The sequence below is a fragment of the Variovorax sp. PAMC26660 genome, assembly GCF_014302995.1.
Lineage (GTDB): Bacteria > Pseudomonadota > Gammaproteobacteria > Burkholderiales > Burkholderiaceae_C > Variovorax.
Genome location: NZ_CP060295.1, coordinates 1,164,865 through 1,185,509, shown reverse-complemented (window position 1 = coordinate 1,185,509; position 20,645 = coordinate 1,164,865). Strand labels below are relative to the sequence as shown.

Sequence of the window (20,645 nt, the reverse complement as noted above, 5' to 3'; positions counted from 1 at the left end):
AATAACGATGACTTCCATTGTGGATACCAGCGTCAAACATTTCGGCAGCTTCATGGGCGCCGCTGCACCCGCCCTCAACGGCACGGCCGGCACGTTGGAGGCATTGGTCTACGCCTGCCTAGTCACCGGCTTCGACACGAAGACGCTGGCCACGCTGACCGTCTCCGGCGGCGTGGCCACCGCGTCTTACTCCGGCACCCATTCCGCACGGACCGAGGCGGTTGTGCTGATTGCCGGTGTGACGGGTGCGCTCACAGCGCTCAACGGCGAACAGAAGATCGTCGCGAAGCCGAATGCAGGATCGGTGCAGTTCGCTACCGCTGCGCCCGATGGCGTTGCCGCGGGCACGATCACGATGAAGATCGCACCGCTCGGGTGGCTGCGACCCTTCAGCGGCCCGAATCTCGGCGTCTACAAGAGCGCCGACCCGGCCAGCTCGGGCATGTTCTTGCGCATGAATGACGCCGACCCCGTGATGTGCCGCGTGGTCGGCTACGAGTCCATGGCGGACGTTTCCACCGGCGTGGGCGCCTGGCCTCGGGAAAACCTCATCCCTGGTGGAGGCGTCTGGGGCAAGTCCGCCGTTGCAAACACCAATCCCATTTCGTGGGTGTTGGTCGGCGATAGCAGAGCGTTCTATCTGCACGTCTCGACCTACATGGGCAATGGCGTTGGAAGCTACGACCGCTACGCGGTTGGCTCGATGCGCGGCTTTGGCGACATGCTTGCGTTCAAGCCCGCGGGTGACCCCTACGCATGCGCGCTGGCGGCGTACTTCAACGCGACGACTCCCACGCAATGGGTGAGCTACCCGGCCATCAATGCATTCGACAACGCCAGTGGAGGGGTCTGGACCCCACGCAACCACACGGGCCTCGGGTCTCCTTTCGCGATGGCTCCCTATCCATACACGGGGCTGCCCACCACAGTTTCGGGGACAGACGCCACGATGGGCGCTTTCCCCAGCCGTGTCGATGGCAAGTTGAGGCTATCCAGGCGCTACCTACGGTCTTTGGACGAAACCCAGCCAGAACCTCGCTGCGAGGTGCCGGGCCTGCTGACCATTCCCCAAAGCTACGTCGTCGGGCAGATCAATCATTTGGAGATCGTTCCTGCCACGGGTGAACTCGCGGGCCGCAAGCTCATGGGCCTGGCGGTCGGCGGTTCCTACAGCAGCGATCCAACGCTCAACAACAACACGGCCGGCTTGGCGCTCGTCGACATCACAGGGCCGTGGCGGTGAGCGTGACGGTCAGTTTCGGGCGTCTGAGCTTCGCCATCGATGTGGCGGACTCGGCCACGCCCGCGCAAAGGTATTCCGCCTGGGCGCAAGCGTTGGGCGTCTCCGAGACGGAAACCCTTCAGTCGCTGGACACTGACGATGGGTCGTTCGCTGTCACGCTGGGCGCATCGCCCTACAACGCTGGATCGACCATTGCCATGTTCGCGAGCGAAGGCGGTTTTGCTCCTTACAAGAATGCCCCCGCCAACACGGTCAACGTTGCCTATCCATTGGCGACGGTCAATCGGATGTACGGCTTCACAACTCGTCCCGATGCGCTGGTCACATTTCACCCGGACACCGATTGCCGCTCATTGGGTGTGCTGTTCCAGCGCGCCGGTGCCGTGTCGATCTTCAAGGGGCGTATTCGCAACCTCAATACCGAGACCTACCGTCTGGATTTCGCGCTGCGTGTGAACGCGTCAGGTTGGGAGTTGGTGGTGCAGCCGCTCGACCTCGTGCAGCCGGTGAAGCTGTTCGGCAACAACTCGCTGGTCGAGGTGTACTCGCTCGATGTGGCTGTGGGCGAGAGCAAGGCCTTCACGTTCGCGCCCACCGACATCGTGCCTGCCCCTTTGCAAACCGTCACGCGGTCGCTGGTCTACGTGAACAGCGCGGGAGCGATGCCGGCCTATGGCGGAACGACAAGCAGATCTATTCGCGTCGGGCGCAAGGATCATCTGACAGGTGTGCTCGGTCAAGGCATCGGCCGCGTTCGCGGCAACACCTTCGACTACAGCGTGCCCAACAACAAGCCCTACAGCTGCCGCGTTCGCCTCATCCGGGAAACGGACGGCCTGCAGATGCGCGAGCTGTGGAGCGGCGCGGACGGCGGCTACGACTTCACCTATGTGGACGAGCTGCAGAGCTACACGGTCCTCGCGCAGTACTTGAACCACGGCAAGCGTGCCGTACTGGCCGATGGCCTGACGCTGGCCAATGGTGGCGTGGAGCTGATGCCATGACGTTCGAGGTATCGACAGCATTCCTGGACGCCCGCCTGCAGGGCATCCTGGCGTTCCTGGGCGCCGGCGCCAGGTTGCTTGTCTACGGCGGTGTGAAGCCCACGGCCGGCACGGCCACCTCGGCCACCGTCCTGGCCACGGTGGAGCTGGCCAGCCCCGCCGGCACGATCGCGGGCGGGTGGCTCACGTTCGCCGCGGCCAACCCGAGCGACATGCTGGCCAGCGCATCGGGTGTCGCAACCTGGGGCCGTCTGGTCAACGGCAGCGGCCAGTGGTGCGGCGATTTCACGATCTCCGGGCCGAGCGGCTCGGGCGACTTCAAGATCAGCGTGACAGACCAGCTCCCCGGAGAAGCCGACACGCAGCTCTGGCAAGGCGGCCGCTTTGTCCTCGGCATGACTCGGCTGAAGTAGGCGCATGGCCGCGCCGGATCTCGTCTTCCGCAAAGAGCCGCTCAAGGGGCCGCCCTGGGTGCTGGTGTTCGGCGAGCCGGACGCGAGCGAGAACCTGGCCACGCTGTATGGCGACGTCGAGCTGCCGGTCGCTGTGCTGGTCGGCAATGGCGAGATCGCCAGGCCGCCGGCGGCGCAGATGGCCGGTGACCTGGTCGACCTGGTCGGCGCCAACATCGTCCTGGACGGCCACGGCACGTACCGGGTGAACGTGCTGCGCGGGCCGGTGGCCAGCCACCGCAGCGGATGGCAAGCGGCCGCACCGGTTCCCATCGGCATCGCGGAAAGCTACCAGCAGGCCGCCAAACAGGTGCAGGGAGCCGCCGACAGCTGGCAGGCGGGGCAGCCCTTGCCCGTCGCGCTGCAGGGGCACCACGCGGCCACGGTGCGCCTGGCGCAGCCGACCATGCGCTCCAGCTACCAGAGCGCCTGGCGCATCGCCAAGCGGCCCACCACGTTCATCGAACATGCCGCCGATCGCTCGGCGCGCCGAGCGCTGGGCACCCAGCACCAGGTCGCGGTGCCGACCTCGGCCTGGCCGCTGCGTGATGGCTGGCAGGTTTCGCTGCGCGACACCCGCGCCGTGCTGGGCGTCTCGCACCAGGTCGCGCTGCTGCTGGCCATCGAGCGGCGCGAGCGCACCGGTGGTGGGCTGCATGTGGGCGCCTCGCTGCACGACAGCTACCAGGAAGCGATGAAGCCGCCGCCTGGCCAGCGCGATCCAGTCATCCCACCGGAGCCGGAGCCTTGCTACGTGCCTTCCACGAAGCTGGTTTTTACCGAGGCGTGGGCATTGCGCCAGGCCTTGGTCTTCGTCTGCGAGCGCCACACCACCGGACCTGGCAAGGAACCGCTCGTCATTCTCATGTTGAGGGCCTATATGGCAACACACTATCTCGAAGCGCGGCTTCTTCCCACCATGGAGCGCGTGCCGTTGGAAGGCGTCGTGATCGAAGCCTCACGCGGCATGCCGTTCTGGAAGCTCTCAGCGTCTGGGCCGGCACAGCTGCTCGACCAGCTGCGCGCCGTCGACGGCGTGCCGCGCCAGGTGCGCGTGATCATCGACGGACTGCCCTGGATCTTCGCAATCGAGGGGATGGGCCGTTCGCGCGAGCCGGGCCTGCGCCGTGCCCGCATCACCGGCCGCAGCGTGCCGGCGCTGCTCGGCGCATCGAAGCTGCCGCAGCAGACCTGGCTCAACGCTGCGCCCAGGACCGCGCAGCAGCTGGTGATCGAAGCCTTCGAGAACCTCGGCGTCGACGTGGACTGGCAGATCCCGGACTGGCTCGTGCCGGCCGGCGCCTGGAGCTTCACCGGCAAGCCGCTGGCGGCCGCGGTGCGTATCGCCGAGGCGGCCGGCGCCGTGCTGCAAAGCCACCCGACCGAGCCGAAGTTGAGTTTTTTGCCGGCCTATCCGCTGCTGTCGTGGGAATGGATGGGCAGCGCGGCCGTGCCGGACGTGTCGATATCGAGCCGGGCGATCACTGTGGACGACTACGACCTGCGCGAGGAGCCCGAGTGGGAGGCCGTGTATGTCTACGGCGGCCCCAATCAGGGCGTGGGGCGCAAGGTGACGCGCAGGGGCACCGCGGGCGCGGTGCTGGCACCGATGGTGGTGGACGACCTCATCACCGATGGGGCAGTCGCCATCGAACGCGGGCGCTCAGTGCTCGGCACGGGCGGCACGCAGGCAGACGTCTCCGTGGGCCTGCCGATCCTGACGGGGGGCAATCTGCCAGGCGTGCTGCGAGTGAATCAGCTCCTGCAGGTGACCGAGCCGAGCGAGGTCTGGCGCGCCATGGTGCGCGGCGTCGTGGTGCGCGCGAGCCCCGAGGAAGTGCGGCAGTCCCTCACCGTGGAAAGGCATTGGCCATGAGTCTCAACCTGTTTTTGCGGCTGCTCGAACTGCAGGCCGAAGACCCGCAACTCGTTGGCCAGGTGTCGTCGGTGTTCGCGGACGGCACCGCCATCGTCACGCTGCCCGGCGGTGGCCAGATGCGCGTGCGCAACCCGCTGGCCAGCGCGATCGGCGCGCATGTCTATCTCAAAGGCGGGGCGATCACCGCCTCGGCGCCTGCGATCGACGTGATCGAGGTGTTCGTCGGGTGACCACGCGTACAGCGTAGGAGGACGCCAGCAACGAAAAAAGAACGGGCGACCTGGTCGGGTGCTGTCACACCTCCCCAGGCCCCAACATGCAGAACGTGCCTGCAAGCCGGCAAGGCCCGCCCACCCTGTACAGAGCGGGACCGAGCCTACCAAAGATTCCAAATACGGAAACGGGCTTGCAAATGGAAGAAATCAGATGCGGCGCATGCCGTCGCAAATTGGGCATGGGACAGTTCACCTGCCTGCTCATCAAGTGCCCCCGCTGCGGGGCCATGAACACCCTGAGGGCCGCGAGCCCCACACCCGAGCGCCAAGAGCGCCTTTCAACCGAAAGAGTGCCTCATGCGATCGTCACCAATCATCCCCTGGCTGGGAGGCAAGCGCCGCCTGGCTGACCTGCTGCTCGGCCGCTTCCCGCCGCATTCGTGCTACGTGGAAGTGTTCGCTGGGGGCGCGGCCCTGTACTTCCTGCGCCACCCGGCCGAGGTCGAGGTCATCAACGACGTCAACGGCGACCTGGTCAACCTCTACCGGGTCGTGAAGCACCACCTGGAGGAGTTCGTCCGTCAGTTCAAGTACGCGCTGTCGAGTCGGCAGATCTTCAAGTGGACCCAGGACACGCCGCCCGAGGTGCTCACGGACGTCCAGCGGGCGGCGCGCTTCTTCTACCTGCAGCAGCAGGCCTTCGGCGGCCGCGTCCAGGGGCAGACATGGGGCACCGCCACCACCGCGCCCGCCATCAATCTCCTGCGGATCGAGGAGAACCTCAGCGCTGCTCATTTGCGCTTGGCCAGCGCCTACATCGAGCAGCTCGACTGGGCCACCTGCCTGGACCGCTACGACCGGCCGCACACGCTGTTCTACATGGACCCGCCGTATTGGGAGACCGAGGGCTACGGTGTGCCCTTTGAATGGGACCAGTACGAGCTGATGGCCGCCAAGCTGCGCCAACTCAAGGGCAAGGCCATCATCAGCCTGAACGACCATCCGGACATCCGGCGGTGCTTCGAGGGCTTCGGCATGGAGAGCCTGGCCATTGACTACACGGTGGGCGGTGGCGCCAACCGTGCAGAACGTCAGGAGCTGATCATCTATAGCTGGGATCGGGAGGCGGAGCCGGCTGGTCTCTTCTAGTAAGGCTTTGACCAAGGCACGGCCGGGCATCAAGGCATGACGAAGGTCGCGCTTGCGCCCGACGAACTGCCGCTATTGCACGAGGCCGCCGCGACCCAGCGCGGTCTCTTGTCAAATTCGGCTGTGTGCCCGCACCTCACGGGCTACAAGTGCCGCGAGGGGCGCGAATATAGGCCTATTTCGCCCTTTTCTTTATTGACGGCGAGCGGTAGCCGCCCAGGTCGGCCAACATGCTCATCGCCCCCGAGGCAACCGAGTCAAGGGGGTTGTCTCGACAAAATTTATCGAGATACGCCACGACTGTAGAGGTCGTCGGAAGATCGGTGACTGCAGGCTGGTTGGAGTAGAGGTTGTAGGCCGCCACGTAGCCCATCACCCACTGCCCGAAGATCGCATCCTCAACCGTGGAAGAGGTCCGTCGAACTTTGAGATAGGCGCCGCAAGTCTCCACGCCGACGCCGTTAAAAGTAGCACCATCCCTTTGCGCATGCACAGCGCTTGTCACAGTAGCTGCCAAGAGGCCAGCGATCAGCGTTCTCTTCATCATTTGGAACATTTCCTCTTGTCTAGTTCCCCGGGTGATCTCTCGGAGCCGTCTCTTCGCCACCTGCTCGTAAGCTCGGATCGGGCTTTACGGCGATGGCTTGTTCGCCCTTCAAGACGCTAATGACCGCTGCCCTGAATTCCGCTGCTTGGGCCTCGTTGAACACGTATCCCTGCGGGTGGTAGGCATTGTGCTGAAGCGCCGTTTGCGAGAAAGGGACCTTGAGCGCTGCGGCCATCGCGCTGAGAAGGTTAAGAAACAGGCGCGTTTGCTCGTTGTAAGAGGCTCTGGCCTGCTCCTCGGTAAGGGCCGAACTGGGGGATAGCTCGCGGAGGTACATATTCCAGGCATCGCTCACACCTGAGAACTTTTGAGGAGGGAAAACCAGATCGATCCTGTTCAGGGCAGCGACATGGTCGGTGGACAACCTGGCGCTGCGAGTGCTCATAAGGATATGGAAGACCCTCTCCCGAGCTTCACGCGCAGCGGCACGGGCTCGCAGGAATTCAGATGCCTGCACCGCAATGAATGGACTGAGCAACGTCGCGACGATCGTTAGGAGGTCGGTCAGCTTCAGCGTGGTATCGACAGTCATGTCTTCTCCAGGTTATTTGGACCTGATTCTGACCGGAGACGGGTTCCGCTGAAATGTGGCCTGGGGCGCCATGCGCGTCAGGCGCAATTCTGTTGCAGCCGAAGTAACTAAATCAGCGCCGATTTATCGCACCGATTCAGACGCATTTATCGCGGCGCGCTTCATAACGGCAACAACAACTACGGCGATCCGCGCAACGTGATGTTCACGGTGAAGTACACGCCGAAGCTGTGATCCGGCCGGCGGCCCTAGAATGAGAACAATTCTTATCTAGAAGCGGCGATCCGGCCGCCGTGCCGCCCGCCATGTCCGCCGCCGAAGCTGCCTTCCAGCAAGTCCACACCCTCTACAGCGACCACCACGGCTGGCTCCAGTCGTGGCTGCGCAAGAAGCTGGGCAACTCGTTCGACGCGGCCGATCTGGCGCAGGACACCTTCACGCGGCTGCTCACCGCGCGCAACCCCGAGGCCATCGCCCAGCCACGCGCCTACCTGACGAGCGTGGCGAAGAACATCCTGGTGAACTGGTATCAGCGCCAGGCACTGGAGCGCGCCTACCTCGAAGCCCTGGCCGTCCTGCCCGAGCCCGAGGCGCCATCGCCCGAGCAGCGCCTGGTGATCCTGCAGACGCTGCACGAGATCGACACGATGCTCGATGCGCTCAAGCCGCTGGCGCGGCGCGCCTTCCTGCTGTCGCAGATCGAAGGCATGAAGTACGAGGACATCGCGCGCGAGATCGGCGTGTCGCTTGCCACGGTCAAGCGCTACATGCAGCAGGGCTTTCGCGGCTGCCTGGCGTTGATGGATTGAGCGCGCGATGAAGCAGCTTGCGTTCGAGGCGCCTTCGGTGGCGCCTCCGTCCCGCGCGCTCGACGAAGCCGCCGACTGGCTGGTGCGCCTGAACGACAGCGCCGCCACCGACGACGACCGCCGCGCCTGCGAGCGCTGGCGCCAGAGCCATCCCGACAACGCCCGCGCCTGGGCGCGCGCCGAACTGCTGATGAACAAGCTCGGCGGCCTGCCGTCGGCACTGGCGATGCCTTCGCTTTCGCGGCCCGCGCAGGCCGGCCGGCGCGCGGCTGTCGCCCGGCTGGCCGCACTGCTGGCGGCCGTGCCCGCGGGCTGGGTCGCATGGCAGCTCGCCAGCGAACGCGGCTGGACGGCCGAACACCGCACCGCCACCGGCGAGCGCCGCGAACTGCGGCTGGCCGATGGCAGCCGCCTCACGCTCAACACCGCTAGCGCCGTGGACGTGCGCTTCGACGCCGCGCAGCGCCTCGTGATGCTGCACGCGGGCGAGATCCTGATTGCCACCGCACCCGACACCACCGCCGCACACCGGCCGTTCCGCGTGGCGACAGAAAGCGGCGTGATGCAGGCGCTCGGCACCCGCTTCAGCGTGCGCCGCGAAGGGGCGGCCACGCACATCGCCGTGCTCGAAGGCGCGGTGCGCATCTCGCCCGGCGGCAGCGGCGCGCCCGCGCCGCGCGTGCTGCCGGCGGGGCAGCAGGGCCGCTTCACGGCCGAGGACATCGGCAACTTCACGCCGGCCGACGAAGCCGACGTGGCGTGGACGCAAGGCATGCTGCTGGCCGACCGGATGCGCCTGGCCGACTTCGCGGCCGAGCTGTCGCGCTACCGGCCCGGCGCGCTGCATTGCGACGCGGCCATTGGCGAGCTGCGCATCTCCGGCGCGTTTCCCATTGCCGACACCGACCGCGTGCTCGGCATGCTGGTCTCGACCTATCCGGTGGACGCGGTGACGCGGCTGCGCGGCTACTGGGTCACGCTGGTGCCGAGGAATATCTCGACAGATATTTCGCCAAATATTTCGACCAAGGGGTGAGACTTTTTTTCGTTTCGGCTGGCAAGGAAGGTGAAGAACTCACCGTTGCCCAACCGAAAGGCCCGTTTCCATGTCCGCATCCCGTCCGTCCGTTCCGCAGCATCCGCATGCCGAGCGTCGCCTGAACACCGCCCTTCGCCATGCCCTGTTGATGCTGGCCCTGGGAGGCCTTGCCGGCGCCGCAGCGCCCGTGGCCTTCGCGGCCGAGGCGCTGTCGCTGGATGCCGCGGCCGCCCGGTCCTACGACATTCCCGCCGGCCCGCTCGGGCGCACGCTGGCCGCGTTCGCGGCCGGCAGCGGCATCGCGCTGTCGTTCGATCCGGCGCTGACAGAAGGCCTTGCAAGCCCGGCGCTTTCGGGCCGCTTCACGGCCCGTGACGCCATCACCCGCCTGCTCGCGGGCAGCGGCCTGCAGGTCGTGGCGCGCACCGATGGCAGCTACACGCTGGGCCGCCGTGCGGCCAATGTGCAGGGCGGCGTCGACACGCTGGCGCCGGTCACGGTGATGGCCGACGCCGACCGCAGCGGCACCACGGAGGGCACGGGCTCGTACACCACGCCGGCCACGGCCGCGGCCACGGGGCTTGCGCTGTCGCTGCGCGACACGCCGCAGTCGATCACCGTGCTCACGCGCCAGCAGATCGAAGACCAGAACCTGGTGTCGCTCGGCCAGGCCATGAAGAGCGTGACCGGCGTCTTCGCGGTCAGCTCCGACACCGACCGCACCGACCTTTACTCGCGCGGCTTCTACATCGACAACTACCAGTACGACGGCGTGCCGACGACGGTCACCACCGACTTCTTCGGCGCCTCCAACAACGCCCCCACGCTGTACGACCGTATCGAGGTCGTGCGCGGCTCGACCGGGCTGCTCAGCGGCGCGGGCAACCCTTCCGCATCGATCAACCTCGTGCGCAAGCATGCCGACAGCAAGGTGTTCACCGGCTCGGTGTCGCTGGGCCTGGGCTCATGGAACCAGCGGCGCGCCACGGTGGACCTGTCGACGCCGCTGACCGAAGACGGCCGCGTGCGCGCCCGCTTCATCGGCATGGCGGAGGCACGCGACTCCAACATGGACATGTACCACGGCCGCAAGCGGGTGTTCTATGGCGTGGTCGATGCCGACCTCACGCCCGACACCACACTGAGCGTTGGCGTCGAGTACCAGGCCAACCGCCCGACCGGTTCGACCTGGGGCGGCTTGCCGCTGGTGTTCAGCGACGGCTCGCCCACGCGCTGGGACGCCTCGAAGACCGTGGGCACGCCATGGACGCGCTGGGACGCAACCAACACCACCGTGTTCGCCAACCTCACGCACCGCTTCGACAGCGGCTGGAAGCTCAAGGCCAACCTGGCGCACCGCAAGAGCGAGCAGGACGCCAAGCTGCTCTATCTCTACGGCGACATGGACCGCTTCACCGGCACCGGCCTGGGCGGGCTGACCGGCCATTTCGAGCACGCGTTCCGCCAGAACAACGTCGACCTGCAGCTCACTGGTCCCTTCGAGCTGCTGGGCCGCAAGCACGAGCTGGTGGTGGGCATGAGCAATGCCCAGTCGCGCTATGTGCAGGCCAAGCACGCGCCGGTCGGCAAGTTGGCAGACCCCGGCAATTTCTACCTGTGGAACGGTTCGTTCCCCGAGCCCACCTGGGGTCCGCTCAAGGTGTCCGAGATCGACAAGACGCGCCAGACCGGCTACTACGGCGCCGTGCGCTTCTCGCTCGCCGACCCGCTCAAGCTGATCGTGGGCGGCCGCCAGAACAGCTGGCGCACGCGCAACTCGACGGCCACGCGGCGCCACGAGGTGTTCACGCCCTATGCCGGGCTGGTGTACGACATCAACGACACCTATTCGGCGTACGCGAGCTACACCGACATCTTCCAGCCGCAGAACTACCGAGACGCCACCGGGGCGTACCTCGACCCGGTGACCGGCAAGAGCTACGAAGTGGGCATCAAGGGCGAGCACTTCGGCGGCAAGCTCAACACCTCGTTCGCACTCTTCCGCGCCCAGCAGGACAACGTGGCGCAGCGCGACGGTGGCCGGCTGGTGCCGGACTCGACGAACGAGGCCTACCGCGGCGCCAAGGGCGTGCTCAGCAAGGGCTTCGAGATGCAGGCGTCGGGCGAGCTGGCCAGCGGATGGAACCTGAGTGCCGGCATCGCACGCACCCTCGCGCGGGAAGCCAACGGTGACCCCATCAACACCGCGATGCCCTCGACGCTGGTGAACGTGTTCACCACCTACCGGCTGCCGGGCCAGTGGCAGCAACTGACCATCGGCGGCGGCATCAACTGGCAGAACCGCACCTACCGCCGGTTCAGCGTCGGCGACGTGGCGATGCGCTACACGCAGAAGTCGCTGGCCGTGGTGAGCCTGATGGCGCGCTATGCGTTCACGCCCAAGCTGTCGCTGCAAATCAACGTCGAGAATCTTTTCAACAAGAAGTACTACAACAACATCGACGGGCAGGCGTACGTCGGCACGCCGCGCAACGTCGTGGCCACGCTGAACTACAAGTTCTGACAAGAAAAGGGCGTGCGGGGCTGTTATTTCGCGCCCGGCATGACCCTTTTTCAGTTCTCGTTGGTCATGTAGGGAAGGGGCGCATTTCTGCGCCCCGTTTTCCTTGCGCCCCATGAATTCCCGCCTTTCTTCCGTTCCCGCGAGCCTGTTGCTGCTGAGCCGCGTCGCGGCCGCCGTCTTCGGCGGCTATGCGCTGGCCACCGCTGTCGCAATCTTTCTTGCCGCCGTGTTGCCGGCCAGCCGCGCCGAGGGCGTGATCGCGGGCATGCAGCTCAGCTTCGTGGCCTACACCGCTGCGGTGATCTGGGCCTTCTCGCCGATTTCGCTGGTGCGTGCATGGGTCGGGCTGTTGCTGCCCGCCACCATGCTGGCGGGGTTGGGCTGGGGCTTGCGCGGGATGGGGGGCTGAACATGGCGACCGACAAGAAAACAAGAACCGTGGAGCAGGGCGGTTTCCGGCAGGCCCAGGCCTGGCTGCACACCTGGTGCGGGCTGTGGTTCTCGTGGCTGCTGTTCGCGGTTTTTCTCACCGGCACGCTGGCCGTGTTCGACGAGCCCATCACCCACTGGATGACGCCCGAGCACCATGCCGAAGAAGAGGCCGCCGCCGCCGCCTCGAAGGGCGCTGTGACCGCCGGCCGTGCGCAGCGCCTGGCCTGGGGCATCGCCTACATGGCCGAGCACCACCCGACCGCACAGATGTGGGAGCTGTGGCCGTCCGATGCGAACGGCGGCGGCGAACTCAAGGTGTACTGGTTCGACGCCAACGGCGGGTACGTCTCGGCCAGCCTCGATCCGTCGACCGGCCGGCCCATCGCCGAGAAGACCGGCAATGCCGTGCGCGCCACGCTCGGCGGCCATCACTTCGTCGACTTCCACTACGAGCTGCACGTCGGCACGGTCGGGCTGTGGATCGTCGGCGTTGCCGCGATGGCGATGCTGGTGGCGCTGGTGTCGGGCGTGATTACGCACAAGCGCATCTTCAAGGACTTCTTCACCTTCCGCCCGAAGAAGGGCCAGCGAAGCTGGCTCGATGCGCACAACGCGGTGGCGGTGCTGACGCTGCCCTTTCAATTCATGATCGCGTACACCGGCATCGCGATCTCGGGCATCACCTTCATGCCGGCCGGCAAGCTGATGCAGTACGGTGCGGGCGCCACCGCGCAATCGCAGTTCGCTGTGGAGCTGAGCGGCGAAGGAAAGCCGGCGCGCATCGGCAGTCCGATGGCGGTGCCCGACCCGGAGCCTTTCGCCGCGCGCGGCCAGCAGCTCATGGGGCAGCCGGTGCGCGCCGTCGTCATCGACCACCCCGGCGACGCGGGTGCGCGTATCGGCATCTACGGCTGGAACAGCGAAGACGAATCGCTGCGCCGCCTGAGCGGCACCACCGGCATGGCGCTGTTCTCGGCCGCCACCGGCGAGGTGCAACGCGTGCGCGTGCCGGGCGGGGCCGATGGCGGCGCCGCGATGCTCGCGCAGTCGGCCATGGGCGGCCTGCACATGGTCAGCTTCGGCGGCTGGGGCATGAAGTGGCTGTACTTCCTGTGCGGGCTGGCCGGCACCGCGATGATGGGCACCGGCGCCATCCTCTTCATCGTCAAGCGGCGCCACAAGCACCTGGGCGAATTCGGCAGCGCGACCGCGCGGGTCTACCGATTGGTCGAGGCGCTGAACGTCGCGGCCATCGCGGGGCTGGCCGTGGCGTGCATCGGATTCCTGTGGGCCAATCGGTTGATTCCGGTGTCCATCGACCATCGCGCCGGCTGGGAGCTGCGTGCCTTCTTCGCGCTCTGGGCGCTGGCGCTCGTGCATGCCTTCATCCGCCGCCCCGAGCGGGCCTGGCGCGAGCAACTCGGCGCGCTCGCGGCCTTGTGCCTGCTGCTGCCGGTGCTCAACTTCCTGACCACGGGCGATCACCTGCCGGCGCAACTGTTGCACGGCGACTGGGAAAGCGCGGGCGTGGAACTGGGCGCAGTGGCCTTCGGCGTTGCCGCCCTCGGCGCACTGCGACACCTGCGCAACGCGCAGCGAAAAAAGCTGCTGAAGGCGCCTGCATCAAGGCCTCTGCCTGGTGGCGCCGCAAGCACGGAGCGCACGGCATGACGGTCTGGTACGCCTCCTTGCTCAGCCTTGCGCTGGCCCATGCCGGCATGGCCGCATTGAGCTTTGCCATGGACCGGCACCATGAACAGTTGACGCATCAGCGCCGAGAGATGCCGCCGCGACGGCGCGCGCTGCTTCGCCTGGCCGGCGTCGTCCTGCTGATGGCCGCCGTGGTGCCCTGCGTGATGGCGTGGGGCGGCACTGTCGGGTCGGTGGCGTGGCTCGGTTTCCTGTCGGCGGGCGCGTTGCTGGCCGCGCTGCTGTTGCCCTACCGTCCGCGTGGCATCGCGTGCCTTGCCGCTTGTGCCGCCGCCTTCGGTGGCGTGGGGCTGGCCGTGACATTCGCGGGGTTGTCGTTCTGAACGACGACGCGGTGCTTCTCTTCTTTCACTCGAGTCTTTCATTGCCCATGTTTTCTTCTTTCCGCATCCGCTCGATTTCTCTCGCCGCCGCATTGCTCGCGACGGCCGGCGCTGCGCAGGCCGACTACCTCTGGCTCTCGCGCGATGGCGCCGCCGCCGCGGCCCGCGTGGGTGAACTCGACAAGACGCCGCAGCCCGCGGCCAGCGTCACCGCGCCGCGCGCCTTCCTGGCCGACGGCAAGGACCTGCCGCTGACGGTCGAAGCCGATCGCGTGCGCATCCCTGGCGCTGCGGCCGGCACCGACCTGCGCGCCGTGGCCAGCCGCGTCACCGGCGAGAACACGCTGACCCAGTACCAGGCCCGCTGGGGCCGCACCGAAACCAAGGCCGTCAACGACCTCGAACTGGTGCCCACCGAGCCCAACGGCAACACCTTCAAGCTGGTGTGGAAGGGCAACACGGTCGCTGCGTCGCAGGTCAACGTCGACACCGCCGAAGGCTGGCGCCGCGTGCTCAAGCCCGCGAAAGACGGCACCGTGACGCTCACGACGCCGTTCCCCGGCCTCTATGTGCTGGAAGTGACCGCCCGCGTGAACGGCGCGGTCACCGTCGATGGCAAGAAGTACGAGGAAGTGCGCCACACCGCCACGCTGAGCTTCGACGTGCCGCGCTGAGGCGCTGCGCCAAAACAAGACCGCCGGGCAGGGCGCCCGGCGTCTCGTCATTCATCGCTTCAGGCGGCCGCCCGTTCCTCGCCCGCCTTGCGCCCCATCAGCCTTGCAGCCCCGCGCTTGACCAGCAGGTAGAACAGCGGCACGAAGAAGATGCCCAACGCTGTTGCCGCGAGCACACCGCCGAACACGCCGGTGCCGATCGCGATCTGGCTGGCCGATCCCGCTCCGGTGGCCAGCGCCAGTGGAATCACGCCCGCCAGGAAGGCCAGCGAGGTCATCAGGATCGGTCGCAGCCGCAGGCGCGCGCCTTCGGCCACCGCATCGAGCAGCGGCACGCCACGGCGCAGCGCCGCTTCCGCGAACTCGATGATCAGGATGGCGTTCTTGGCCGACAGGCCGATGGTCGCGAGCAGGCCGACCTGGAAGTAGATGTCGTTGGACAAGCCGCGCAGCGCCGCCGCGATCACCGCGCCGAGCACGCCCAGCGGAATCACCAGCATCACCGAGAACGGCACCGACCAGCTTTCGTACAGCGCGGCCAGGCACAGGAACACCACGAGGATCGACAGTGCGAACAGCAGCGGCGCCTGTCCGCCCGACAGCCGCTCCTGGTAGGACAAGCCGCTCCAGGCCTGGCCCGTGCCGCTCTGCTTCTTCGCAATGGTCTCGATGGCCGCCATCGCCGTGCCCGAGCTGACGCCCTGCGCGGCCGCGCCCTGGATCTGCACCGCGGGCACGCCGTTGTAGCGCTCCAGTTGCGAGGCGCCCTGTGACCAGCGCGTGGTCGCGAAGGCCGAGAACGGTGTCATCGCACCCGTGCTGCCGCGCACGAACCATTGGCTGATGTCGTCCGGCGCCGATCGGTAGGGTGCATCGGACTGCACGTACACGCGCTTGACGCGGCCGCGGTCGATGAAGTCGTTGACGTAGCTGCCGCCCCAGGCAATGCCCAGCGTGGTGTTCACATCGTCCAGCGACAGCCGCAGGGCCGAGGCCTTGAGCTGGTCGATGTCGATCTGCAGTTGCGGCGTGCCGGCCACGCTGTTGGCGCGCACGGACTGCAGGCGCTTGTCCTTGTTGGCTTCGCGCACCAGCCGCTCGCGCGCCTGCACCAGCCGTTCGGAGCCCATGCCCGAGGTGTCCTGCAGCCAGAACTCGAAGCCGTTGGATTCGCCCAGCCCTTCGATGGGCGGCGGCACCATGCCGTAGACCTCGGCATCGCGCTGCTGCTTGGCCAGCGCGACGCCGGCGCGTTCCGAGATGGCGTGCGCGCGCTTGTCCGCGCCCGGCCGCTCGGACCAGTCTTTCAGCGAGACGAAGGCCATGCCCATGTTCTGCCCCGAGCCGCTGTAGCTCCAGCCGGTGAGCGTGAAGATGGTGTCGGTGGTGTCCTTCTCGGTCTCCAGAAAGTATTTCTCGACAGCGCGGTTCACTTCGTTCGTGCGGCCCGCGGTGGCGCCGGCCGGCAGCGTGAGCGCGACCATCACGCTGCCCTGGTCTTCCTCCGGCAGGAAGCCGCCAGGCAGGCTGACGTACAGCAGGCCCATGCCGGCCACGATGGCGACATACACGGCCGTGAAGCGCAACGGCTTGCGCAGCATGCGGCCCAGCACGCTCACATAACGGCCTTGCGCGGCGTCGAAGCGGCGGTTGAACGCGCCCAGGAAGCCGCGCGTGCGCGGCGGCACGTCGGCCTTGAGGAAGCGCGCACACAGCGCCGGAATGAGCACGATGGCCACGACGACCGACAGCGCCATCGACGCGATAATGGTCACCGAGAACTGTCGGTAGATCACGCCCACCGAGCCGCCGAAGAAGGTCATCGGCAGGAACACCGCCGACACCACCACCGCGATGCCGATCAGCGCGCCGGTGATTTCCTTCATCGACTTGATGGTGGCGGCCTTGGGGTCGAGGCCTTCCTCGTGCATGACGCGCTCGACGTTCTCCACCACCACGATGGCGTCGTCCACCAGCAGGCCGATGGCCAGCACCATGCCGAACAGCGTGAGCACGTTGATCGAATAGCCGAAGGCCGCGAGCACGCCGAAGGTGCCCAGCAGCACCACCGGCACGGTGATCGCGGGGATCACCGTGGCGCGCCAGTTCTGCAGGAACAGGAACATCACGACCACCACCAGCGCAATGGCTTCCAGCAGCGTCTTGATGACCGACTTGATCGAGATCTTGACGAAGCGCGTCGAGTCTTCCGCGTAGGCCACGCGCAGGCCGGCGGGCAGCGAGCGTTCGAGTTCGGCGATGCGCGCCTTCACCGCGTTGGCGGTGGTCAGCGCATTGGCGCCGGGCGCCAGCATGATGGCCGAGCCTGCGGCCGGGTGGCCGTTCAGCCGCGTGGTTTCCGCATACGACTCGCTGCCGATCTCCACACGCGCCACGTCGCCCAGCCGCACCACGGCGCCGTCGGCCTGGGTCTTGAGCACGATGTCGCGGAACTGTGCGGGCGTCTGCAGCCGCGAGAGCGCGGTGACGGTGGCGTTCAGGTGCTGCGTGGGCGATGAAGGCCGCGCGCCGATTTCGCCGACCGACACCTGCGTGTTCTGCGCGGTGATGGCGGCCGTCACGTCGGACGGCATCAACTGGTAGCTGGCCAGCCGGTGCGGATCGAGCCAGATGCGCATGGCGTAGGCCGCGCCGAATGCCTGCACCGAGCCCACGCCGTCGACCCGGCTGATCGGGTCGCGCAGGTTGCTGGCCATCCAGTCGGAGATGTCGGTGTCGGTGCGTTGGCCGGTCTCGTCGTAGAGCGCCACGATCAACAAAAAGTTGTTCTGCGACTTGGCGACCGTCACGCCTTGCTGCTGCACCGCCTGCGGCAGGCGGCTGGTGGCCTGGCTGACCTTGTTCTGCACCTGCACCTGCGCGGTGTCGGGGTTGATGCCCTGGCGGAAGGTGACGCTGATATCGACATAGCCCGCCGAGCTGCTCGTCGACTTGAAATACATCAGGCCGTCGATGCCCTTGAGCTGCTGCTCCAGGACCTGCGTGACGCTGCTCTCCACCGCCTGTGCCGAGGCGCCGGGGTAGTTGGCGGAGATGGTCACGGTCGGCGGCGCGATGTCCGGGTACTGCGACACCGGCAAGGTGCGAATCGCCACGCCGCCGGCCAACATGATGAGGATGGCGATGACCCAGGCGAAGACGGGCCGATGAATGAAGAAATTGGGGATCACGGGATTCTTCTTAATCGGCCGAGGAAGCGGTCGCCGCGGTCGATGCGCTCGCGGACACCGGCACCGGCTTGACCTTTTCGCCGGGGTGCGCGCGCTGCAGTCCGTCGACCACGAGGCGGTCGCCGTCGCGCAGGCCCTTGGTCACGACCCAGTGCTCGCCCTCGGCGCTGCGCACTTCGAGCGAACGCAGCTCGACCTTGTCGCCGGCACCGACCACCAGCGCGGTCGGCTCGCCCTTCTCGTTGCGGGCCACACCGCGCTGCGGCGCCAGGATGGCCTGGCGCTCCACGCCGGACTCGACCTGCGCGCGCACGTACATGCCGGGCAGCAGCAGCCCCTGCGGGTTCGGGAACTCCGCGCGCAGCGTGACCGAGCCGGTGGCCGTATCGACGCTCACTTCGGAGAACTTCAGCGTGCCTGCATGCGGGTAGGGCAGGCCGTCTTCCATGCGCAGGCTGACCTGGGTGCTGGCCGGTGCCATGTCGCCCGAGATGAAACGGCGCTTGAGCTTCGTCAGCTCCAGGCTCGACTGCACCACGTCGACATAGATCGGGTCGAGCCGCTGGATCGTGGCCAGCGCCATCGCCTGGCCCGGTGCCACGAGCGCGCCCTCGGTCACACCCGAGCGGCCGATGCGTCCCGCGATGGGGGCGGAGATGCGGGTGAAGTCGAGGTTGATGCGCGCTGCCTTCACCGCTGCCTGCGCGGCTTTCACGCCGGCTTGTGCCTGAATGAGCGCGGCCTGCGCTTCTTCGTGTTCCTGCTTGCTCACGGCGTTGGCCTTGACCAGTTCGGCAAAGCGCTCGGCCTTGCCGCGCAGGCTGGCAATGGTGGCCTGCGAGGTGGCCAGCGTGGCTTGCGCCTGCTCGTGAGCCGCCTCGAACGGGCCGGGCTCGATCTCATACAGCACCTGGCCCGCGCGGACCATGCTGCCTTCCTCGAACAGACGCTTGCGCACGATGCCGTTGACTTGCGGCCGGACCTCGGAGACACGGTAGGCGGCGGTGCGGCCGGAGAGTTCGGTGTGCACGGCCACGTCGCTGGCGTGCAGCGCCATCACGCCGACTTCGGGCGGCGCGGCATCGGTGGCGGGAGGCTGCTTGGCGCCGCATGCAGCGAGCGCGAGCAGGGAAAGGGGAAGCAAGAGCTTGAAGGTGGTCATGGCCATCTGGAGTCGCGGTGTCGCGCGCGCGGGGGATTGCCCGGATTGCGCGTCTGCACCTGAACGGTGCATTGTGCCTTTGGTGTTGCGTTGCAACATGAAGAAATCCCAAGACTGCCGCGCGGGAAAGCAGCAGTCGTCGCCAACGAAAAAAGGCCCATGCAGGCACCAGCTCGCCACCACGTCGATCCGTGGCGGAGGGCTGGCTGCATGGGCCGCGAAGGCGGTCGGTCTGTGGCTCGCTGCTGCTGCCGCCCTGTGGGCGGCAGTGGTGGCGGACCTAACTGGCGCTTTGCTGGTGGCGCAAGCCCAAGGCAAACACGGAGTTGGGCGCGTCCACGACGAAGGGCTTGCGCGTGGCGGGCTGGCCGGCCGGCGCACGCCGGGTGTCCTGCCGCGTCGCGGGCTGCACGCCCTTGGCCTTCTGCTCGTCGACCAGGCTTTGCAGCGAAATCGACTTGAGGAACTCGACCGCGCGAAGATTCACGGTGGCCCAGAGCTCGTCGATCTCGCAGCGGCCGACGTCGCCAGGGGCGCCGTTGTCGCGTCGCCGGGTGGACTCGGTATCGTGTTCCTCGATCGAGAGGACGATGTCCGCCACGGAAATATCGGCCGCCTTGCGGCTGAGCGAATAGCCGCCGCCCGGACCCCGGGTCGATTCGACCAGTTCGTTGCGGCGCAGCTTGCCGAACAGCAGTTCCAGGTACGACAGCGAGACCCGCTGGCGCAGGCTGATCGATGCCAGCGTGACCGGACCCGAGCGGCCGTGCAATGCGATGTCGATCATCGCGGTGACCGCAAAGCGGCCTTTGGTGGTGAGGCGCATGTCAGTTTTCCTTTGTGGGGATTACTCGTCCCGGCCGCCTGCGATGCCCAGCAGGGCCAGCAGCGACTGGAAGACGTTGTAGATGCTGAGGTACACACCCAGCGTGGCGGAGATGTAGTTGGTTTCCAGGCCGTCCTTCACACGCTTGAGGTCGTGCAGGATGAAGGCCGAGAAGATGCCGATGGCGGCAACCGACAGCGTCATCATCAGCGCGCTCGACTGGATGAAGAAGTTGGCGATGCCCGCCACCAGCAGCAGGATGGCGCCGATGAAGAGCCACTTGCCCATGGACGACAGGTCGCGCTTGATGACCGACGACAGCGTGGCCATGCCCAGGAAGATCGCGCCGGTGCCGGCAAACGCCGTCATCACGAGGCTGGCGCCGTTGGACAGGCCGAGCACGGTGCCGACCAGGCGCGACAGCATCAGGCCCATGAAGAAGGTGAAGGCCAGCAGCACCGGCACGCCCATGGCGGATTCCTTGGTCTTCTCGATGGCGTACATGAAGCCGAAGGCGCCGCCGAGAAAGACCATCAGGCCGATGCCGGGCGACATGGCACGCGCCAGGCCGGTCGAGACACCGATCCAGGCGCCGAGCACGGTGGGCACCATCGACAGCGCGAGCAGCCAGTAGGTGTTGCGCAGAACGCGGTTGCGCTCCTGCACCGAGGCGATCGGTGCGTCGAAGCCGGGGTGGTAAGTGGTTGGGCTGTTGTTCATTGTGATTTCCTGATTTCCTTGAAGGGATGTGGACCGATGCCGGTCTGGACGGAATGGCACGTGCAGTTGGCGAACGGCCGGAAGGGAAGGTGTCGTTGCGATGCGGGTGTGCCGGAAGGCCGGCAGGCCGTATCGAAGAGGCAGGAGCCGCGGG

The 20,645-nt window shown here is 66.9% G+C and carries 20 protein-coding genes; 14 read left to right on the top strand and 6 right to left on the bottom strand.

Going from position 1 to position 20,645, the window contains the following annotated elements:
• Positions 1–7 precede the first annotated feature (7 nt).
• From H7F35_RS05600 to H7F35_RS05570, 7 genes are all read left to right on the top strand, one after another.
• The gene (locus tag H7F35_RS05600) at positions 8–1,243 is read left to right on the top strand and encodes a hypothetical protein (RefSeq protein ID WP_187111959.1); all 1,236 of its coding nucleotides are present in this window, start codon (positions 8–10) and stop codon (positions 1,241–1,243) included.
• A 2-nt stretch (positions 1,244–1,245) separates the two neighbouring features.
• Positions 1,246–2,247, top strand: coding sequence for a hypothetical protein (locus H7F35_RS05595; protein ID WP_187111958.1), 1,002 nt, complete (start codon positions 1,246–1,248; stop codon positions 2,245–2,247).
• Positions 2,244–2,660 (top strand): hypothetical protein, encoded by a 417-nt coding sequence (locus H7F35_RS05590; RefSeq protein WP_187111957.1) that lies wholly within the window; start codon positions 2,244–2,246, stop codon positions 2,658–2,660. Before H7F35_RS05595 ends, H7F35_RS05590 begins: the two co-directional genes overlap by 4 nt.
• Before the next feature lie 4 nt (positions 2,661–2,664).
• Entirely contained in the window at positions 2,665–4,575 is a 1,911-nt protein-coding gene (locus tag H7F35_RS05585; protein WP_187111956.1) for a hypothetical protein, read from the top strand.
• The gene (locus H7F35_RS05580) at positions 4,572–4,808 is read left to right on the top strand and encodes a hypothetical protein (RefSeq protein WP_187111955.1); all 237 of its coding nucleotides are present in this window, start codon (positions 4,572–4,574) and stop codon (positions 4,806–4,808) included. Before H7F35_RS05585 ends, H7F35_RS05580 begins: the two co-directional genes overlap by 4 nt.
• Before the next feature lie 86 nt (positions 4,809–4,894).
• Positions 4,895–5,203 carry a Com family DNA-binding transcriptional regulator gene (locus H7F35_RS35025; protein WP_315970471.1) on the top strand — a complete coding sequence of 103 codons (309 nt, stop codon included), beginning with the start codon at positions 4,895–4,897 and terminating at the stop codon, positions 5,201–5,203.
• On the top strand, positions 5,151–5,942 hold the full coding sequence (locus H7F35_RS05570) for a DNA adenine methylase (protein ID WP_187111954.1): 792 nt from the start codon (positions 5,151–5,153) through the stop codon (positions 5,940–5,942). The genes H7F35_RS35025 and H7F35_RS05570 overlap by 53 nt, the downstream gene beginning before the upstream one ends.
• 175 nt (positions 5,943–6,117) lie before the next feature.
• Here H7F35_RS05570 and H7F35_RS05565 read toward each other — a convergent pair whose 3' ends face one another.
• Positions 6,118–6,489 (bottom strand): hypothetical protein, encoded by a 372-nt coding sequence (locus H7F35_RS05565; protein ID WP_187111953.1) that lies wholly within the window; start codon positions 6,487–6,489, stop codon positions 6,118–6,120.
• A gap of 19 nt (positions 6,490–6,508) precedes the next feature.
• On the bottom strand, positions 6,509–7,081 hold the full coding sequence (locus tag H7F35_RS05560; RefSeq protein ID WP_187111952.1) for a DUF6680 family protein: 573 nt from the start codon (positions 7,079–7,081) through the stop codon (positions 6,509–6,511).
• Positions 7,082–7,386: 305 nt separating this feature from the next.
• Here H7F35_RS05560 and H7F35_RS05555 point away from each other — a divergent pair, with 305 nt between their 5' ends.
• From H7F35_RS05555 to H7F35_RS05525, 7 genes are all read left to right on the top strand, one after another.
• Positions 7,387–7,890 carry a sigma-70 family RNA polymerase sigma factor gene (locus H7F35_RS05555; RefSeq protein ID WP_187111951.1) on the top strand — a complete coding sequence of 168 codons (504 nt, stop codon included), beginning with the start codon at positions 7,387–7,389 and terminating at the stop codon, positions 7,888–7,890.
• Between the two features lie 7 nt (positions 7,891–7,897).
• Positions 7,898–8,926: a FecR domain-containing protein gene (locus H7F35_RS05550; protein WP_187111950.1), complete on the top strand. Its 1,029-nt coding sequence runs from the start codon at positions 7,898–7,900 to the stop codon at positions 8,924–8,926.
• A gap of 70 nt (positions 8,927–8,996) precedes the next feature.
• On the top strand, positions 8,997–11,453 hold the full coding sequence (gene fhuE, locus H7F35_RS05545; protein WP_187111949.1) for a ferric-rhodotorulic acid/ferric-coprogen receptor FhuE: 2,457 nt from the start codon (positions 8,997–8,999) through the stop codon (positions 11,451–11,453).
• Between the two features lie 112 nt (positions 11,454–11,565).
• Positions 11,566–11,862: a hypothetical protein gene (locus H7F35_RS05540; protein WP_187111948.1), complete on the top strand. Its 297-nt coding sequence runs from the start codon at positions 11,566–11,568 to the stop codon at positions 11,860–11,862.
• 2 nt (positions 11,863–11,864) lie between these two features.
• Positions 11,865–13,556 (top strand): PepSY-associated TM helix domain-containing protein, encoded by a 1,692-nt coding sequence (locus tag H7F35_RS05535; protein ID WP_187111947.1) that lies wholly within the window; start codon positions 11,865–11,867, stop codon positions 13,554–13,556.
• Positions 13,553–13,918 carry a DUF3325 domain-containing protein gene (locus H7F35_RS05530; protein ID WP_187111946.1) on the top strand — a complete coding sequence of 122 codons (366 nt, stop codon included), beginning with the start codon at positions 13,553–13,555 and terminating at the stop codon, positions 13,916–13,918. The genes H7F35_RS05535 and H7F35_RS05530 overlap by 4 nt, the downstream gene beginning before the upstream one ends.
• A gap of 47 nt (positions 13,919–13,965) precedes the next feature.
• A complete protein-coding gene (locus tag H7F35_RS05525; protein WP_187111945.1) occupies positions 13,966–14,592 on the top strand; it encodes a hypothetical protein in 627 nt (208 codons plus the stop codon).
• Between the two features lie 59 nt (positions 14,593–14,651).
• Here the strand turns inward: H7F35_RS05525 and H7F35_RS05520 are convergent, their stop codons facing one another.
• From H7F35_RS05520 to H7F35_RS05505, 4 genes are all read right to left on the bottom strand, one after another.
• The gene (locus H7F35_RS05520; protein ID WP_187114157.1) at positions 14,652–17,780 is read right to left on the bottom strand and encodes an efflux RND transporter permease subunit; all 3,129 of its coding nucleotides are present in this window, start codon (positions 17,778–17,780) and stop codon (positions 14,652–14,654) included.
• 13 nt (positions 17,781–17,793) lie between these two features.
• Complete coding sequence (locus tag H7F35_RS05515) at positions 17,794–18,945, bottom strand: efflux RND transporter periplasmic adaptor subunit (RefSeq protein WP_187111944.1); 1,152 nt, start codon at positions 18,943–18,945, stop codon at positions 17,794–17,796.
• 280 nt (positions 18,946–19,225) lie between these two features.
• The gene (locus H7F35_RS05510; protein ID WP_187111943.1) at positions 19,226–19,771 is read right to left on the bottom strand and encodes an Rrf2 family transcriptional regulator; all 546 of its coding nucleotides are present in this window, start codon (positions 19,769–19,771) and stop codon (positions 19,226–19,228) included.
• Positions 19,772–19,792: 21 nt separating this feature from the next.
• On the bottom strand, positions 19,793–20,491 hold the full coding sequence (locus H7F35_RS05505) for a Bax inhibitor-1/YccA family protein (protein ID WP_187111942.1): 699 nt from the start codon (positions 20,489–20,491) through the stop codon (positions 19,793–19,795).
• Positions 20,492–20,645 lie beyond the last annotated feature (154 nt).

Excerpts from the sequence above, each read along its gene's own strand:
- H7F35_RS05565 (WP_187111953.1), bottom strand. The coding sequence starts at position 6,489 with ATGATGAAGAGAACGCTGATCGCTGGCCTCTTGGCAGCTACTGTGACA.
- H7F35_RS05550 (WP_187111950.1), top strand. The coding sequence starts at position 7,898 with ATGAAGCAGCTTGCGTTCGAGGCGCCTTCGGTGGCGCCTCCGTCCCGC.
- H7F35_RS05530 (WP_187111946.1), top strand. The coding sequence starts at position 13,553 with ATGACGGTCTGGTACGCCTCCTTGCTCAGCCTTGCGCTGGCCCATGCC.
- H7F35_RS05540 (WP_187111948.1), top strand. The coding sequence starts at position 11,566 with ATGAATTCCCGCCTTTCTTCCGTTCCCGCGAGCCTGTTGCTGCTGAGC.
- H7F35_RS05525 (WP_187111945.1), top strand. The coding sequence starts at position 13,966 with ATGTTTTCTTCTTTCCGCATCCGCTCGATTTCTCTCGCCGCCGCATTG.
- H7F35_RS05555 (WP_187111951.1), top strand. The coding sequence starts at position 7,387 with ATGTCCGCCGCCGAAGCTGCCTTCCAGCAAGTCCACACCCTCTACAGC.
- H7F35_RS35025 (WP_315970471.1), top strand. The coding sequence starts at position 4,895 with ATGCAGAACGTGCCTGCAAGCCGGCAAGGCCCGCCCACCCTGTACAGA.
- H7F35_RS05510 (WP_187111943.1), bottom strand. The coding sequence starts at position 19,771 with ATGCGCCTCACCACCAAAGGCCGCTTTGCGGTCACCGCGATGATCGAC.
- H7F35_RS05600 (WP_187111959.1), top strand. The coding sequence starts at position 8 with ATGACTTCCATTGTGGATACCAGCGTCAAACATTTCGGCAGCTTCATG.
- H7F35_RS05505 (WP_187111942.1), bottom strand. The coding sequence starts at position 20,491 with ATGAACAACAGCCCAACCACTTACCACCCCGGCTTCGACGCACCGATC.
- H7F35_RS05515 (WP_187111944.1), bottom strand. The coding sequence starts at position 18,945 with ATGACCACCTTCAAGCTCTTGCTTCCCCTTTCCCTGCTCGCGCTCGCT.
- H7F35_RS05570 (WP_187111954.1), top strand. The coding sequence starts at position 5,151 with ATGCGATCGTCACCAATCATCCCCTGGCTGGGAGGCAAGCGCCGCCTG.
- H7F35_RS05585 (WP_187111956.1), top strand. The coding sequence starts at position 2,665 with ATGGCCGCGCCGGATCTCGTCTTCCGCAAAGAGCCGCTCAAGGGGCCG.
- H7F35_RS05560 (WP_187111952.1), bottom strand. The coding sequence starts at position 7,081 with ATGACTGTCGATACCACGCTGAAGCTGACCGACCTCCTAACGATCGTC.
- H7F35_RS05580 (WP_187111955.1), top strand. The coding sequence starts at position 4,572 with ATGAGTCTCAACCTGTTTTTGCGGCTGCTCGAACTGCAGGCCGAAGAC.
- H7F35_RS05590 (WP_187111957.1), top strand. The coding sequence starts at position 2,244 with ATGACGTTCGAGGTATCGACAGCATTCCTGGACGCCCGCCTGCAGGGC.
- H7F35_RS05535 (WP_187111947.1), top strand. The coding sequence starts at position 11,865 with ATGGCGACCGACAAGAAAACAAGAACCGTGGAGCAGGGCGGTTTCCGG.
- fhuE (WP_187111949.1), top strand. The coding sequence starts at position 8,997 with ATGTCCGCATCCCGTCCGTCCGTTCCGCAGCATCCGCATGCCGAGCGT.